The following is a 16022-nucleotide window of genomic DNA, read 5'->3' as shown; positions in this document are numbered from 1 at the left end:
GGACTACTTCTTGCCTGCGGCAAGGAGGTCCGCCGTGCCCTGCGCGTCTGCCGCGTCGACGTCGTGCAGGGAAATGCCGCGCGTCTCCTTGAGGAAGTACACGGAAACCGCCGTCACGATGCAGGCGCCCAGCAGGTACAGCGCCACCGGGGTGGAGGACTTGAAGGTGCTCAGCAGGGCGGTGGCGATGATCGGCGCCAGGGAACCGGCGACGATCGAGGTGACCTGGTAGCCCAGCGATACGCCCGAATAGCGCATCCGGGTGGGGAACATCTCGGCCATGATGGACGGCTGCCCGGCGTACATCAGCGCGTGGAAAAGGAGCCCGATGGTGATGGCGGCGAGGATGACGAGGTCGTTGGCGGTGTCCATCATGGGGAAGGCGAAGAAGCCCCACGTGCCGCCGAGGATCGCGCCGGCCATGTACACGGGGCGGCGGCCGAAGGCGTCGGACATCTTTCCCACCAGCGGCACTGCGCAGAAGTGGATGAAGTGTGCCACAAGCAGGAGCAGCAGGATCCTGGAGGTGTCGGTCTGGACCACGACCTTCAGGTACGTGATGGAGAACGTGACCACGAGGTAGTAGAGGATGTTTTCCGCGAACCGCAGGCCCATGGCGGTGAAGACACCGCGCGGGTAGCGGCGGAAGACTTCGGCGACGCCGTAACCCTTCTTTTCCACGGTGACTTCCTTGCGGGCCTCGAGGAAGATGGGGGCATCCTGGACCTTGGTGCGGATGTAGTAGCCGACGATCACGATCACCGCGGACAGCCAGAACGCCACGCGCCAGCCCCAGCCGAGGAAGTCCGCGGAGGACAGCGTGGAGGACAGCGTGAACAGCACGCCGGTGGCCAGGAGGTTGCCCATGGGGACGGCGGACTGAGGCCAGCTGGACCAGAATCCGCGCGACTTGCTGGGGCTGTGTTCGGCTACGAGCAGCACGGCGCCGCCCCATTCACCGCCGACGGCGAAACCCTGCACGAAGCGCAGGAACACCAGCAGTGCCGGAGCCCAGTAGCCGATCTGCGCGAAGGTGGGCAGGCAGCCCATCAGGAAGGTGGAGACGCCCACCAGGATGATGCTCAGCTGGAGCAGCTGCTTGCGGCCGAACTTGTCGCCGAAGTGGCCGAAGACGATGCCGCCGATGGGGCGGGCGACGAAGCCCACCGCATACGTGACGAAGGCGGCAATGATCCCGTCCAGCTCCGTACCGGAATTGGGAAAGAACATCTTGCCGAAGACCAAGGTGGCCGCGGAGGCGTAGAGGAAGAACTCATACCATTCCACAACGGTGCCGGCCATTGAGGCCGTTACCACTTTCCTCAGCCCTGAGGCTTTGACGTCAGTCTCGTCCGTGCGCCTTGCGGCAGAGTTTTGTGTGCTCATTTTGTGAACTCCTTCGGCGTCTCCGTCGACACCATGTGGACCATTCCGTAGCGGACGCGTGTGATGTGCACCACCAACGCGCCGGTCCCCTAGAGTATGGACTCACATTGCCGCAGGCTCAACGCCATTTTCTGCAGGACTGCTCTGCAAAAATGCACATTGAGCGGGGCGTACTACGCGAAGAAGTTCTGCCGAAGCTGCTTGTTGAGCTGGCCGATCTCGGTCAGGAATCCGTCGTGGCCGATGGGCGCCTCGATCACGTGCACCGGCACCTCACCCGGGAGCGCAGCGGCGAGTTCGTGCGACTGGGCAGGGAAATACAGCCGGTCAGTGTCCACAGCGGCAATGAAGAATTCGGCCTTGGTCTGTGCCAGGGCTTCCTTGAGCGGACCGCGGCCCCGGCCGACGTCGTGGCTCATGAGTGCCTCGGTGATCGCGATGTAGCTGTTGGCATCGAAACGCCGGACCAGTTTGGTGCCCTGGTGGTCGAGGTAGCTCTCCACCTGGTAGCGGCCGCGGTCGCCCAGCGAGACTGCCTGGAGCGGCGCTTCACCGCCCTGGGCGCTGCGGCCGAAGCGGGTCTCGAACTCGCCCGCGGAGCGGTACGTGATGTGTGCAATCCTGCGGGCAAGGGCCAGCCCGGCTTCAGGCTCGGGGCCGCCGTAGTAGTCGCCGCCATTGAAGTTGACGTCCTGGCGGATGGCGAGGGTTTGCGCCTGGGCGAAGGCGATCTGCTCGGCGGTGCTGCTGGCGCCAATGGAAATCACGCCGCAGCGCCGGACCCGGTCCGGGTAGCTCACGGCCCATTCCAGGGCGCGGGCTCCGCCCATGGATCCGCCCAGCACCGCGTACCAGCTCCCGATGCCCAGTGCATCCGCCAGCCGGGCCTCTGCCGCGGTGGTGTCCCGCAGGGTGACCAAGGGGAACCGCGAGCCCCAGGGCTTCCCGTCCGGGGCGGGGGTGGACGGGCCGGTGGAACCGTAACAGCCGCCCACGATGTTGATGGAGACCACGAAGTACTTGTCGGTATCAACGGGGGCGCCCGGGCCGGCAAGCTGCTCCCACCAGCCTTCTTCGTCGCTTGCCCCCCTGGTCACATGGGTGCTGCCGGTGAGTGCATGCTGCACCAGCACGGCGTTGGAACGGTCCGCGTTCAGCGTTCCCCAGGTTTCGTAGCCGAGCGTGACGTCGGGCAGATGACCGCCGGCTTCAAGGTCAAGGCCTCCGATGCTCAGGAACCTGACGGCGCCGTCAGGGAAGGTGCCCTGAGGGGCGGTGCCTGTGGTGTTGGTATTCACTGTGTTGCTCGCTGCGTGAATGTTTGTTTCGGGTACACCGCTGCGGGTGACGGCAATCGTCATCTGAGGACCTCTTCTTCGCGCTTGCCTGCCGCCAACTGGCCGGCAGGCCAGGTCTTCACCCGGGGCACCCCGCCGCGTAAGGAGGGTTGCCGGCCAGCAAGCCGGGGCTGTCGCTGGCACTCATGACCTGTAGTGAGTCTACGAAATGCGTCCCGGCAATGGCGAAGATTGTGACACCAATATGACTCCCGGCGTCGTGGCACCGGGAGTCATACGGGGTCAGCACTGCGGCGGCAGGTCCGTCCGGGCAGCCCCTTCCGGTCCCTCAGTCGCCTTTGGCGGCGCGGAATCCGGCGTCAAGGTCGGCGATGATGTCATCGATATGTTCCAGCCCCACCGAGAGCCGGACCAGTCCCGGCGTCACGCCCGCCACGGCCTGCTGTTCGGCTGTCAGCTGGCTGTGCGTGGTCGACGCCGGGTGGATGACCAGGGAGCGCACGTCGCCGATGTTCGCCACATGGGAGTGAAGTTCCAAGGCATCCACGAACCGCTTACCGGCCTCGGCCCCGCCGGCAATGTTGAACGACACGATAGCGCCGGTGCCCTTTGGCCCGTACTTACGGCCCCGCTCGTACCAGGGGCTGGACGGAAGCCCTGCATAGGCAACGGATTCGACGTCGGACCGGGCTTCCAGCCATTCGGCAACGCTCAGCGCATTGGCAACGTGGCGCTCAACGCGCAGGCTCAGGGTTTCCAGTCCCTGGGCGATGAGGAAGGCGTTGAACGGGGAAACTGCCGAGCCCAGGTCGCGAAGCAGCTGGACCCTGGCCTTGAGGATGTAGGAGAGGTTGGCCCCCAAGGCACCCTCCGCCCCGAGGTCCCGTGCGTACACGAGTCCGTTGTACGTTGGGTCCGGGGTGTTGAAGCCCGGGAACTTCCCGGGGTCCTTGCCGAAGTCGAAGTTGCCCGAGTCCACGATTACTCCGGCGATGGCACTGCCGTGGCCGCCAAGGTACTTCGTTGCCGAGTGAACCACGATGTCCGCGCCCCACTCCAATGGCCGGATGAGGTACGGCGTTGACAGCGTATTGTCCACAATCAGCGGCACGCCTGCCTCGTGGGCGGTGCGCGAGACACCCTCGATGTCCAGAACGTCCTGGCGCGGGTTGGACACCACCTCGGCGAAGAAGAGCTTGGTGTTGGGCCGGACGGCGTCCTGCCACTGCTGCAGGTTGTCCGGATCCTCCACGAACGTCACCGAGATGCCGAACTTCTTCAGGGTGTGGGCCAGCAAGTTGTACGTGCCGCCGTAGAGGCTGGGGCTGGCCACCACGTGGTCGCCGGCTTCGGCGACATTGAGGATGGCGAACGTCTCGGCAGTCTGGCCCGAGCTGAGCAGGAGCGCTGCCAGGCCGCCTTCGAGGCTGGCCACGCGCTGTTCCACCGCGTCCTGGGTGGGGTTGCCGATCCGCGTGTAGATGGGCGCAAGCTCGGCCAGCGCAAAACGGTTGGCTGCGCTCTCCGCGCTCGGGAACACGAACGACGTCGTCTGGTAGATCGGCAGCGCCCTGGCACCGGTGGCGCTGTCCGGCTCCTGGCCGGCGTGGATCTGGCGGGTTTCGAATTACCATGCGTTGGACATCGGGAAGCTCCTTCTTGGGAAGGGCACCTGTGCCGGAGGCAGGATATATGCCGTGGCAGGACCGGTGCCGCGCTTGCCGCCCGGCGGTTGCCGGAGGGCCAGGTCTTCACCCGGGGCACCCCACCGCGGAACGAGGGTTGCCGGCCAGCAAGCCGGGGCTCAGTGCTGGCGCTCATGACCTGGGCCCAGTCTAGGAATGGGAAGTTGCGCGTGAACAGCTTTGTGACGAAGGACGTCAGGCGTGTGATTTCGTGGTCTTCAGGCGGGTCTCCAAGGACATCCCATCACAGTTAGGGGAACCTTAGCTGAGAGCTCCATCACAAAGTGCCAAGATGATGGCATGCGCATGGATCACGTCTCTTACGCCTGTGAACAGGATGGCTTGGCAGCCACCACCGAACGTATTTCGTCCGCCCTCGGCGTCGAAGCCGTAAAGGGCGGGGTGCACCCCCGTTTCGGCACCCGCAATATGATCATCCCGCTCGCCGGGCACAAATACCTGGAGGTCGTGGAGGTCCTGGACCACCCGGCATCCGACAAGGCTCCGTTCGGCCAAGCCGTTCGGGCACGCTCCGCAGCCGGTGGCGGCTGGATGGGCTGGTGCGTCGAAGTGGACGACCTGGCACCGTTCGAAGAACGCCTCGGCCGCTCCGCCGTCAACGGCAACCGCAAGTTCCCCGACGGCCGCGAACTCGTCTGGAAGCAGATCGGCATCCTGGGCCTCATCGCGGACCCGCAGGTGCCCTACATGCTCAAGTGGGAAGGCGACCCGGACCTTCACCCGTCCAACGCCTACGCAAGCAACGTCAAGATGTCCAGCCTCACCATTGCCGGCTCCGCGGAGCGGGTCACGGAGTGGCTGGGCGAACCGGTGGAACGGCCGCTGGAAGACGTTGCGGTGAACTGGATCGCCCCTCACGGGACGCCGGGAATCCTTTCCGTCACTTTCGAAACCGCCGCCGGGGCAGTAACCATCTGATCCTGATCCGCTATGTGGTCCGCCTTGGACCACGGGCAGCCTGCTGCCCCTGAACTTCGGCCGCTATCAGCGGGTGCCAACGACGTCACCCACCGATAGCGGCCGAATCCTTTTAAGCCGATCGCCCTGGTCGGCGGCCTGCCGCTAGCCCAGCCCCATGGCCTTGCCGAAGAGGCTGAAGCCGACGAAAGCCACGATGTCCAGCAGCGCGTGGGCGATCACCAACGGCATAACCCGGCGGGTCTTCGTGTAGATCCAGGCAAACACCGCGCCCATCACGGCGTTGCCGATGAACGGGCCGAAGCCCTGGTAGAGGTGGTAGCTGCCCCGGAGCATGGAGCTGGCGAAGATGGCCAGCGGCATGCTCCACCCGAATTTGCCGAGCCGGTCCAGCAGGTACCCCACCACGATGACTTCCTCAACGATCCCGTGGCGTACGGCGGAGAGGATCAGCACAGGAATGGTCCACCAGTAGGCGTCCAGTGCGCTGGGAATGATGGCGGTGGTGATGCCCAGCGCCCGGCCGGCCGCGTAGAGCCCCAGGGACGGAATGCCGATCAGCGCTGCGAGGCCCAGCCCCTGCAGGAGGTCTTTGCCCGGACGGGCAAAGTTGAAACCAAGTTTGCGGAAGGCCGAGGCGCCGGACTCCCCTGCCGGCCGGTGCTCGGTGAGGAAGTAGATCACCAGCAGCACCGGCACCAGCGCGAACACAATGTCCAGCAGCTGGTACGTCAGGTCGAAGTATTCGCGGGTGCTCTGCGAGCGGTTCAGTGTGGAGGTGCCCTCCGCCAGGGGTGCACGCGTCATCTTGTCCAGCAGCTGCACGACCGAGTACACGGCGGACTGCCCCAGTGACAGACCCAGGACAATCCAGACTTCGATCCGCAGACGACGGCGGGAGGGAACCAGCATGTTCCTATCTTGCCTCCACTTTCTGGTTCTTTCCTGTCCGCGGCGAGCCGACCCTCCGAGGAGGCTCCCCCGCCCGGGCCTATGCTTGGAATTTATGAGCGCGCCCGGAAAAATCATCATGATCCGGCATGGCCAGTCCGCCGCCAATGCCGATACTTCCATCTATAACCGGGTGCCCGATTACCGGATACCGCTGACGGAGCTCGGCGTGGAACAGGCGAAGGCCGCCGGTGAGCAAATCCGGCGGGAACTGGACGGGCGGCAGGTGTGCGTTTACGTCTCGCCCTACCTTCGCGCGTACCAGACCCTCGAAGCGCTGAACCTGGGATCCCTCGTGGAGCGGGTGATCGAAGAGCCCCGGCTCCGCGAACAGGACTGGGCGAACTTCCAGATCGCCGGGGAGATCGAGGACCAGAAGGAACTCCGGAACGCCTACGGCCATTTCTTTTACCGGTTCCGCGAGGGTGAGTCCGGCTCGGACGTCTACGACCGGATCTCCTCCTTCATGGAGACCCTGCACCGGCACTGGTCCAAACCCACTTACGCCCCTAACGCGCTGTTCGTGACGCACGGGCTCACGATGCGGCTGTTCTGCATGCGCTGGTTCCACTGGTCCGTGGAGTATTTCGAATCCCTCAACAACCCGGACAACGCCGAGGTCCGGACCCTGGTGCGTACCGACATGGGCAAGTATGAGCTGGACAAGCCGTTCAGCCAGTGGGTGGACCGCCGCGTGGACGAGACGGTCCTGAACGCCCCGCCCGTGATCTTCTAGCGCGCGGTCAACGGGCGCGGACTCCCGCCCGCCAGACGGCGTGGGTCAGCGGGATGCCCGGCCGGTACGCGAGGTGCGTGGCGGAGGGTGCGTTGAGCAGGTGCAGGTCCGCGCGGTGGCCGACGGCGACCGAACCCACGGCCCGTTCGCCGTCGACGTCGTTCCCCACTTCGCGCCGCAGCGCCAGCGCGCCGCCGTACGTCGCGGCCCGGACGGCTTCGTGGACGCTGAGCCGCATCTGCAGCACGGCGGTGGTGACGCAGAAGGCCATGGAGCTGGTGTAGGAGGTGCCGGGGTTGCAGTTGGAGGCCAGGGCTATCGGCACCCCGGCGTCGAGCAGTTCGCGGCCGGGAGCCAGCGGCTGGCGCGTGGAGAGGTCGCAGGCCGGCAGGCACGTGGCCACGGTTCCCCGCGGTCCGGACGCCTGCCACCCGGCCCAGCTGGAGGCCAGTGCATCAATGTCGGCGGCGGACAGATAGTTCACATGGTCCACGCTTGCCGCACCGAACTCCACGGCCAGCTGCACGCCGGGGCCTTCACCGAGCTGGTTGCCGTGGACGCGCAGGCCCAGGCCGGCCTCCTTGCAGGCCTGCAGCACTCGGCGTGACTGTCCCTCGTTGAAAGCGCCCTGCTCGCAGAACACATCCGCCCAGCCGACATAGGGCCGGACGGCCGCCAGCATGGGTCCGCAGACCAGGTCCGTGTATTCGTCGGCATCGGCGCCGGCGGGGACCAGGTGCGCGCCGAGGTAGGTCACTTCGTCAGCCACCGTGGAGGCGATGCGCGCGCTGCGCGTTTCATTCTCCAGGTCCAGGCCGTAGCCGGTCTTGGTTTCCAGGTAGGTGGTTCCCTGCGAGACGGCCTCGGCCACGCGGCCCAGGGCCAGCCGGGTGAGGTCGAAGTCGCTGGTGCTTCGGGTGGCTCCCGTGGTCACGGCAATGCCTCCGGCGCTGTAGCTCTCCCCCGCCATCCGGGCCTCGAACTCCGCGGTCCTGTCGCCGGCGAAGATCAGGTGCGTGTGCGAATCCACCCAGCCCGGGAGCAGCGCCCGGCCGCCGGCGTCCACGGCGTCGTCGGCTGCCGGCGCGTCGGCGGCAGGCCCGATCCAGGAGATGCGTTCGCCTTCGATCACCACGGCGGCATCGTTGAGGACGCGGTGCTCCGCGTCCTGGGTCATCAGCTCGGCAATGTTGGTGATGAGGGTGCTCATGAGTCCATTCTTCAGTGCCGGATGGACCAGCGGGTCGCGGCAAGGGCCGCCGCTGTCCGGGATGCCGGACTTAGCCCGGTTTCCTCGTCCCAGGCACGCTGCCCCACGGACGGGCCGGCCAGGATCAGTTCCGCAGCCAGTTCCGCAATGCCGGACGAGGTCTGGAAACCGTAACCGCCCTGCCCGGCGAGCCAGAAGAATCCGGTGGCTTCGGCGTCGTACCCCACTACCGGAACGCCGTCGGCGGCTTCCGTGCGGAGGCCGGTCCACGCAGACTTGACGCTCCGGATGCCCATGGTGGTCACCGCGTTGAGCCGCGCCACCAGGGCCTCAACGTCGCCGGGATAGGGTTTCGCGTCCTCCGGGCCGCTCGGCACCGATTCCGACGGCGAAATCAGCACGTCGTTTCCTTCCTTGCGGAAATAGAACGACTCGTCGGCGGCCGCCACCATGGGGCATGACTCAGGAAGGGAACGTTCGACGTCGACAATCGCCGCCGTGCGGCGGTACGGCTGCAGGCCGAGCTTCTCCACGCCGCTGATCACGGCAAGTTCATCGGCCCAGGCGCCGGCCGCGTTGACCACGACGCCTGCCTGGAACGCCTCCTGGCCGGCCCCGAGCTCCCAGCCGGATCCGAGACGCTGGGCGGAATGGACCTTGGCCCCGGTGATGATGTCCACCCCGTCCGCCTCGGCGCGCTGCCGGTGGTCCTCCAGCAGCACGGGGGCGTTGCAGGCGAACGAACCGGTGTCCAGGCCGGCGGCGGTGAAGAACCCGGGGTCCAGCACCGGGCACAGCTCCAGGGCCTCGGCATGGGAGATCCGGTGCATGTGCCCGCTGGCTTCCTCCCGGACGGTGTCCTCATCCCCGATCAGCATGAAGCTGCGCGGCGACAGCACAGGCTCCGGCAGCTCCGCGTCCCGTGCTGCGATCAGCCCGAGCGTGCGGAGGGTCAGCTCCTGCACCACCACGGGGCCGTAGCTGGGGATCAGTTGCCGGGCCGACCGGGCGGAGGTGTGGTAGGCGAGGGACTGCTCGGCCTCGACAAGCGCCACACTGCATTTACCGGCGAGGGCGGAGGCGAGGGACAGCCCGGCAATGCCGCCGCCCACAATCACCACATCGTAATTTGCTGACATGCCTCCATCCTTGCACCCGTCAGGACGTCACGTCAGTACCTTAGGACCCCACCGCGTTGCGGCTGGCGACGAACGCCTGAACGCACGCTTCGACGTCGTCCGCGCTGTGCGCCGCGGAAAGCTGGACGCGGATCCTGGCGGCACCCTTGGGCACCACCGGGTAGCTGAACGCGGTCACGAACACGCCGTGGTGGAGCATCCGGTCGGCCACCTTGGCGGCCATCACGGCGTCGCCGAACATCACCGGCACAATGGCGTGCTCGCCGTCGAGAAGGTCAAAGCCCTCCGCCGCCATGCGGCTCCGGAACAGCTCGGCGTTGGCGAAGAGTTTGGAACGCAGCTCGGCGGAGTTCTCCACGAGGTCCAGGGCCTTCAGCGTTGCCGCCACGATGGCCGGTGCCAGCGAGTTGGAGAACAGGTAGGGACGTGCCTTCTGGCGGAGCATGGCCACCACTTCGGCGCGGCCGGAGACGTAGCCGCCGGAGGCGCCGCCGAGCGCCTTGCCGAACGTGCCGGTGTAGATGTCCACCCGCTGGCCCACTCCGGCGTGCTCGGGGGTGCCCGCGCCGGTGGCTCCCATGAAGCCCACGGCGTGTGAGTCGTCCACCATCACCAGGGCATCGTACTTCTCGGCCAGGTTGCAGATCGCTTCCAGCGGAGCCAGGTAGCCGTCCATGGAGAAGACACCGTCCGTCACGATGATCTTCCGGCGGGCCGGCTTCTCCTGTGTGGTGGCCTCGATCAGTTTCGCTTCAAGGTCCGCCATGTCGCGGTTGGCGTAGCGGAACCGCTGGGCCTTGCAGAGCCGGATGCCGTCGATGATCGACGCATGGTTCAGGGCGTCGGAGATGATGGCGTCCCCGGGACCGAAGAGGGATTCGAACACGCCGCCGTTGGCATCGAAGCAGCTGGAGAACAGGATGGTGTCCTCCGTGCCCAGGAACTTGGAGACACGCGCCTCCAGTGCCAGGTGCAGGTCCTGCGTGCCGCAGATGAAGCGGACGCTGGCCATGCCGAAGCCGCGCTCATCCATGGCTTCCTTAGCGGCGGCAATGATGTCCGGGTGATCCGCCAGGCCCAGGTAGTTGTTGGCGCAGAAGTTCAGCACGGTGGCCCCCGCCTCGCCGATCTGGCCGGCGGTGATGTGGCTGGCCTGGGGCGAGTCGATGTGGCGTTCGGTCTTGAACAGGCCCGCGGTGCGGATCTCATCCAGCTCGTTCTGCAGCTGGTCCTTGATGGCTGAATACATTGGTGCGCTCCTCAGCGGAAGTGGAAGGGTGTGGGTGGTGGTGGCGGCGCAGCCGCCGCGGGCGGAACCCCCGCCGCGGGCGGAACCCCCGCCGCGGGGCGCGTGCTAGAAGACGGTCCAGTCGAGGACAACCTTGCCGCCCACGCCGGCGCGGGCAACTTCGAAGCCCTTTTCCCAGTCCGTGGCGGGCAGTGTGTCCGTAACCACCGCCGAGATGTTGGCGTGCAGCACGGGATTGGAGGACAGCATGGCGCTCATCGCGTACCAGGTCTCGAACATTTCGCGGCCGTAGATGCCCTTCATGGTCAGCATATGCGTGACCACCTTGCCCCAGTCGATGTCGATGGACTGGCTCGGCAGGCCAAGCATCGCGATCCGGCCGCCGTGGTTCATGTTGTCGATCATTTCCGGCAGGGCGGTGGGGTGGCCGGACATTTCCATGCCGATGTCGAACCCTTCGCGCATGCCCAGTTCGCGCTGGGCATCCCGGACGCGCATTTTCGACACGTCGATGGCGAGGTCCACGCCGAGTTGGCGGGCCAGGGCCAGCCGGGGCGCCGAGACGTCCGTGATGGCGATCTTCCGGGCGCCGGCGTGGCGGGCCACGGCAATTGCCATGAGTCCGATGGGACCGGCTCCGGTGATCAGCACGTCCTCGCCCACCAGGGGGAAGCTCAGCGCGGTGTGGACGGCGTTGCCGAACGGATCGAAGATCGCACCGAGTTCGGGAGTGACTGACGGATCCTGGTGCACCCAGACGTTGGTCTCGGGAATGACCACGTACTCGGCGAACGCGCCGTCGCGCTGGACGCCGACACTGACGGTATGGATGCACATCTGCTTGCGTCCGGCGCGGCAGTTGCGGCAGATGCCGCAGACGATGTGCCCTTCGCCGGAGACGCGGTCACCCACTTTGACGTCCATGACGTCCTCGCCGGTTTCCACCACTTCACCGTAGAATTCGTGGCCTGCAATCAGAGGTGCCTGGATGATGCCCTGGGCCCACGCGTCCCAGGACTGGATATGGAGGTCGGTGCCGCAGATTCCGGTGGTCATCACGCGGATCTTCACGTCGCCGGGGCCGGTTTCCGGCTCGGGACGGTCCACCAGCTCAAATCCGGCGTGTGCGCCGGCCTTGTACAGAGCCTTCATTGGCTTCCTTACTCTCGGTGTTGCGGTGCTGGGTCATGCGTGTCCCGCCATCGTGTGGCGGGGCTGACTCCTTTCATTACAGCCACAAAAAAGCATTAGCACAACCGAATTCTTCTCAATCGACGATTTAGAAATTTCTAAGCAATAGAATCGGTGGATGGAAATCCATCAGCTGGAAATGCTTCGGGAACTCGGCGCCCTGGGCAGCGTCAAAGCCGTCGCGGAAACGCTCCTGGTTACCCCCTCCGCCGTGTCCCAGCAGCTTGCGGCGCTGCAGCGCAGCGTCGAGGTGCCACTGACGCGCAAGGAGGGCCGGAACCTGGTGCTGACCGAGGCCGGCCAGGCGCTGGCCGACGCCGGTGCCGCCGTCGTCAGCGCCATGGCGGATGCCCGGATGGCGATTGGTGCGTACCACGGCTCCACGGTGGCCCCCGTGACAGTGAGCGGCTTCCACAGCGCCGGGCAGGCGCTGTTCGCGCCGCTGGCGCGGCTGCTGGACTCGCCCAACAAGCCCCGGGTCCTGCTCTCGGACGAGGACGTGGCCCAGCAGGACTTCCCGGCGCTGACCGCGCGGTACGACCTGGTGCTGGCCCACCGCATGGACCACAGCCCGCGGTGGCCGGAAGAACGGGTGGCCGTCATCCCGCTGGCGCACGAGCCGCTGGACGTGGCGTTGTCCGCCGGGCACCGGCTGGCGGGCAAGGAAACCCTGACGGCGCACGACGTCGTCGGCGAACCGTGGGTGACCAGCCACACCGGCTACTCCCCCGCGGACGTGCTGTCCGCCGTCGCGGCCGTGTCCAGCAGGGAACTGAACATCGTCCACCGGATCAACGACTACTCCACGGTTGCGGGGCTGGTGGCAACCGGCAGCGTGATCGGGCTGCTGCCGCGGCATACCGCGCGGCCGGTGCTGAACCCGGAGATTGTGCTGCGGCCGCTGCAGGGCATCAGCACCCGCCGTCGCATCGACATCCTGGCCCGCCCCGAAAACCTCAAGCGGACCTCGGTGATGATGGTCTGCGAGGCCCTGGAGGACATCATGGCCGGACTCGTTTCCCCTTAACCCAACTGGGTCGCAGTTAATGTCGTTATGAACGTTCTAAACAACATTAACTGCGACCCAGTTGGGTTAAAACAGGTGGCTCAGCCTTCGACGCCGAGTTTCTGCAGGATCAGCTCGCGCACGCGGCCGGCGTCGGCCTGCCCGCGGGTGGCTTTCATGACACCGCCCACGATCGCGCCGATGGCCTGCACCTTGCCGCCGCGGATCTTGTCCGCGACGTCGGGCTGGGCGGCTAGGGCAGCGTCAATGGCTTCCAGCAGGGGGCCGTCGTCGGAGACCACGGCGAGGCCGCGCTTCTCCACGATCTCGGCCGGTGTGCCTTCGCCGGCGAGGACGCCGTCCAGCACTTCGGCGGCCATCTTGTTGTTGATCTTGCCGCCTTCCACCATCTTGTTCAGTTCAACGATGGTTTCCGGCTTGACGCCCAGCTGGCCGGGGTCGACGTCGGCGTTCTTGGCGCGGCCGACGATCTCGCCCATCCACCACTTGCGGGCCACGGTTGCGGTGGCGCCGGCGGCAATGGTTTCCTCGATCTCATCCATGACTCCGGCGTTGACCACATCTCGGAATTCCAGGTCCGAATAGCCCCAGTCGGCCTGCAGTCGCTTGCGGCGCTCGGCCGGCGGCTCGGGCAGGGTGGCTCGCAGTTCCTCCACCCATTCGCGGGAAGCGACGATCGGCACCAGGTCCGGCTCAGGGAAGTAGCGGTAGTCATCGGCGTCGGACTTGGCCCGGCCCGACGTCGTCGAGCGGGTGTCCTCGTGCCAGTGGCGGGTTTCCTGGATGACCGGCTCGCCGGAATCCAGGACGGCGGCGTGGCGCTGGATCTCGTAGCGGACGGCGTGTTCGACGGCGCGCAGCGAGTTGACGTTCTTCGTTTCCGAGCGGATGCCGAAGCGTTCGCGGCCGTGCGGGCGCAGCGAAACGTTGGCGTCGCAGCGCACGTTGCCGCGTTCCATCTTCGCGTCCGAGACGCCAAGGTTCTTCACGATTTCACGCACGGCGGCGACGTAGGCCTTGGCCAGTTCCGGTGCGCGGCTGCCGGCGCCCTGGATCGGCTTGGTGACGATTTCCACCAGCGGAACACCGGAACGGTTGTAGTCCACCAGCGAGTAGTCGGCACCCTGGATGCGGCCTGCGGCACCACCCATGTGTGTCAGCTTGCCGGCGTCCTCTTCCATGTGGGCGCGCTCGATTTCAACACGGAACATGGTGCCGTCCGAAAGTTCGATGTCCAGGTAGCCGTCGTACGCGATGGGTTCGTCATACTGCGAGGTCTGGAAGTTCTTCGGGGTGTCCGGGTAGAAGTAGTTCTTCCGGGCAAAACGGCAGGTCTCGGCGATCTTGCAGTTCAGCGCGAGGCCGATCTTGATGGAGGATTCGATCGCGGTCTTGTTCACCACGGGCAGCACACCCGGCATGCCAAGGTCCACCTCGTTGACGTTGGTGTTCGGCTCGTCGCCGAAGACGTTCGGGGCGGAGGAGAACATCTTGGTCTTGGTGTTGAGTTCCACGTGGACCTCGAACCCCAGCACGGGATCGTACTTCTCCATGGCCTCTTCGAAGCTCAGGGTTGCGTCAGTCATTAGTGTGAACCTCCGTGGCTCGGAACAGCCTCAATCGAAGCAGCGTCAGTGAGGGAAGGGGCCTCCAGCGAGGTGTCCGTCAGCTCAGGGGCACGGTCCAGCAGCGGGCCGCCCCACTGGGCTTCCAGCAGCGATTCAAGCACGGCACCCACGCGGTACAGGCGCGCATCCTGGCGGGCCGGGGCCAGGAGCTGGATGCCGACGGGCAGGCCGTCCTCATCCGCCAGGCCGCCCGGCAGGGACAGGCCCGGAACTCCGGCCATGTTGGCCGGAATGGTGGCGACGTCGTTCAGGTACATGGCCAGGGGGTCGTTCAGCTTCTCGCCCAGCTTGAAGGCCGTGGTGGGGGCCGTCGGAGAAATGAGCACGTCGGCCTGGGCGAATGCGGCCTCGAAGTCACGCTGGATCAGCGTACGGACCTTCTGGGCGGAGCCGTAGTAAGCGTCGTAGTAGCCGGCGCTGAGCGCGTAGGTGCCCAGGATGATGCGGCGCTTCACTTCGTCGCCGAAGCCTGCGGCGCGGGTGGAGCCCATGACGCGTTCGATGGTCAGCGGACCCTCTTCGGGCAGGACCCGCAGGCCGTACCGGACGCCGTCGAACTTGGCCAGGTTGGAGGAAGCCTCCGAGGGCATGATCAGGTAGTAAGCGCCAAGCGCGTACTTGAAGTTGGGGCAGGACACCTCAACGATTTCCGCGCCGGCCTGCTTGAGCAGCTCCAGCGATTCGTTGAAGCGGTTCTCGACGCCGGCCTGGTAGCCCTCACCGTGAAGTTCCTTGATGATGCCGATCTTCATGCCGTTCACGTTGCCCAGGCGTGCGGCCGCCACGAGGTCCTCCAGAGGATCGGGCAGGGACGTGGAATCGAACGGGTCGTGGCCGCCGATGACCTGGTGCAGGAGTGCCGAGTCCAGCACCGTGCGGGAGACGGGACCGATCTGGTCCAGCGAGGAGGCCATCGCAATGGCGCCGTAGCGGGAAACGCTGCCGTAGGTGGGCTTGACGCCCACGGTGCCGGTGACGGCGCCGGGCTGGCGGATGGACCCGCCGGTGTCCGTGCCCAAGGCAAGGGGCGCTTCGAAGGCGGCAACGGCTGCAGCCGAGCCGCCGCCGGAGCCGCCCGGGATCCGGTCGAGGTCCCACGGGTTGCGCGTGGGGCCGTAGGCGGAGTGCTCCGTGGAGGAGCCCATGGCGAATTCGTCCAGGTTGGTCTTGCCCAGGATGGGCATCTTGGCGTCGCGCAGGCGCTTGACCACCGTGGCGTCGTACGGGCTGTGCCAGCCCTCGAGGATCTTGGAGCCGGCCGTGGTGGGCTGGCCGATGGTGACGATGAGGTCCTTGACGGCGATGGGAACGCCGGCGAGTTCGTGGAGTTCCTCGGCAGCGGCGCCGCCGGCGGCGCGGATGGCGTCCACCTCCGCGGCGACGGCGAGCGCCTCCTCGGTGTTGACGTGCAGGAAGGCGTGCACTCCCCGGTGGCCGCCGTCAACCGCCGCGATGCGGTCCAGGAAGGCCTGGGTGACCTCGACGGAGGTGACCTCGCCTGCTGCGAGCTTCTGGGCGAGCCGGGCCGCGGAGAGGCGGATCAGGGCGGAGCTGGAGTCGGTGCTGTTCAGTTCAGTCATTTA

General features: G+C 66.3%; 12 protein-coding genes, 1 pseudogene and 2 riboswitches. Of the genes and pseudogenes, 3 read left to right on the top strand and 10 right to left on the bottom strand.

The annotated features are described in order from the left end of the window. Positions 1-3: 3 nt before the first annotated feature. From J2S97_RS11980 to J2S97_RS11970, 3 genes and pseudogenes are all read right to left on the bottom strand, one after another. Positions 4-1386, bottom strand: coding sequence for an MFS transporter (locus J2S97_RS11980; RefSeq protein ID WP_307049651.1), 1383 nt, complete (start codon positions 1384-1386; stop codon positions 4-6). 173 nt (positions 1387-1559) lie between these two features. Continuing rightward, positions 1560-2747 (bottom strand): homoserine O-acetyltransferase MetX, encoded by a 1188-nt coding sequence (gene metX, locus J2S97_RS11975; protein ID WP_307049649.1) that lies wholly within the window; start codon positions 2745-2747, stop codon positions 1560-1562. Positions 2748-2759: 12 nt separating this feature from the next. After that, a riboswitch (SAM riboswitch) is annotated at positions 2760-2875 on the bottom strand. A 137-nt stretch (positions 2876-3012) separates the two neighbouring features. Next, a pseudogene (locus J2S97_RS11970) lies at positions 3013-4329 on the bottom strand (bifunctional o-acetylhomoserine/o-acetylserine sulfhydrylase). Between the two features lie 64 nt (positions 4330-4393). Next, positions 4394-4509: riboswitch (SAM riboswitch) on the bottom strand. Positions 4510-4669: 160 nt separating this feature from the next. Here J2S97_RS11970 and J2S97_RS11965 point away from each other — a divergent pair. Then, positions 4670-5308 carry a VOC family protein gene (locus J2S97_RS11965; RefSeq protein WP_307049648.1) on the top strand — a complete coding sequence of 213 codons (639 nt, stop codon included), beginning with the start codon at positions 4670-4672 and terminating at the stop codon, positions 5306-5308. A 144-nt stretch (positions 5309-5452) separates the two neighbouring features. Here J2S97_RS11965 and J2S97_RS11960 read toward each other — a convergent pair whose 3' ends face one another. After that, positions 5453-6220, bottom strand: a complete 768-nt coding sequence (locus J2S97_RS11960; protein ID WP_307049646.1) for a CPBP family intramembrane glutamic endopeptidase — start codon at positions 6218-6220, stop codon at positions 5453-5455. Positions 6221-6314: 94 nt separating this feature from the next. Here J2S97_RS11960 and J2S97_RS11955 point away from each other — a divergent pair, with 94 nt between their 5' ends. Beyond that, positions 6315-6995, top strand: coding sequence for a histidine phosphatase family protein (locus J2S97_RS11955; RefSeq protein ID WP_307049644.1), 681 nt, complete (start codon positions 6315-6317; stop codon positions 6993-6995). 7 nt (positions 6996-7002) lie between these two features. Here J2S97_RS11955 and hutI read toward each other — a convergent pair whose 3' ends face one another. The 4 genes from hutI to tdh all read right to left on the bottom strand — a co-directional run bounded on the left by hutI (position 7003) and on the right by tdh (position 11745). Further along, on the bottom strand, positions 7003-8205 hold the full coding sequence (hutI, locus tag J2S97_RS11950; RefSeq protein WP_307049642.1) for an imidazolonepropionase: 1203 nt from the start codon (positions 8203-8205) through the stop codon (positions 7003-7005). An 11-nt stretch (positions 8206-8216) separates the two neighbouring features. Then, on the bottom strand, positions 8217-9344 hold the full coding sequence (locus J2S97_RS11945) for an NAD(P)/FAD-dependent oxidoreductase (protein WP_307049640.1): 1128 nt from the start codon (positions 9342-9344) through the stop codon (positions 8217-8219). Positions 9345-9384: 40 nt separating this feature from the next. Beyond that, positions 9385-10593: a glycine C-acetyltransferase gene (locus tag J2S97_RS11940; RefSeq protein ID WP_307049638.1), complete on the bottom strand. Its 1209-nt coding sequence runs from the start codon at positions 10591-10593 to the stop codon at positions 9385-9387. A 105-nt stretch (positions 10594-10698) separates the two neighbouring features. Then, the gene (gene tdh, locus J2S97_RS11935; protein WP_307049636.1) at positions 10699-11745 is read right to left on the bottom strand and encodes an L-threonine 3-dehydrogenase; all 1047 of its coding nucleotides are present in this window, start codon (positions 11743-11745) and stop codon (positions 10699-10701) included. 157 nt (positions 11746-11902) lie between these two features. Here tdh and J2S97_RS11930 point away from each other — a divergent pair, with 157 nt between their 5' ends. Further along, on the top strand, positions 11903-12811 hold the full coding sequence (locus J2S97_RS11930) for a LysR family transcriptional regulator (RefSeq protein WP_307049634.1): 909 nt from the start codon (positions 11903-11905) through the stop codon (positions 12809-12811). 80 nt (positions 12812-12891) lie between these two features. Here the strand turns inward: J2S97_RS11930 and gatB are convergent, their stop codons facing one another. After that, positions 12892-14397 carry an Asp-tRNA(Asn)/Glu-tRNA(Gln) amidotransferase subunit GatB gene (gene gatB, locus J2S97_RS11925; protein WP_307049632.1) on the bottom strand — a complete coding sequence of 502 codons (1506 nt, stop codon included), beginning with the start codon at positions 14395-14397 and terminating at the stop codon, positions 12892-12894. After that, positions 14397-16019, bottom strand: a complete 1623-nt coding sequence (gene gatA / locus J2S97_RS11920) for an Asp-tRNA(Asn)/Glu-tRNA(Gln) amidotransferase subunit GatA (protein ID WP_307049630.1) — start codon at positions 16017-16019, stop codon at positions 14397-14399. Before gatA ends, gatB begins: the two co-directional genes overlap by 1 nt. Positions 16020-16022 lie beyond the last annotated feature (3 nt).

Origin of the sequence: Arthrobacter oryzae (genome assembly GCF_030812315.1) — a bacterium.
GTDB lineage: Bacteria > Actinomycetota > Actinomycetes > Actinomycetales > Micrococcaceae > Arthrobacter > Arthrobacter oryzae_B.
Note: the sequence above shows the minus strand (reverse complement) of the source record. Positions and strands in the feature narration are given on the sequence as shown.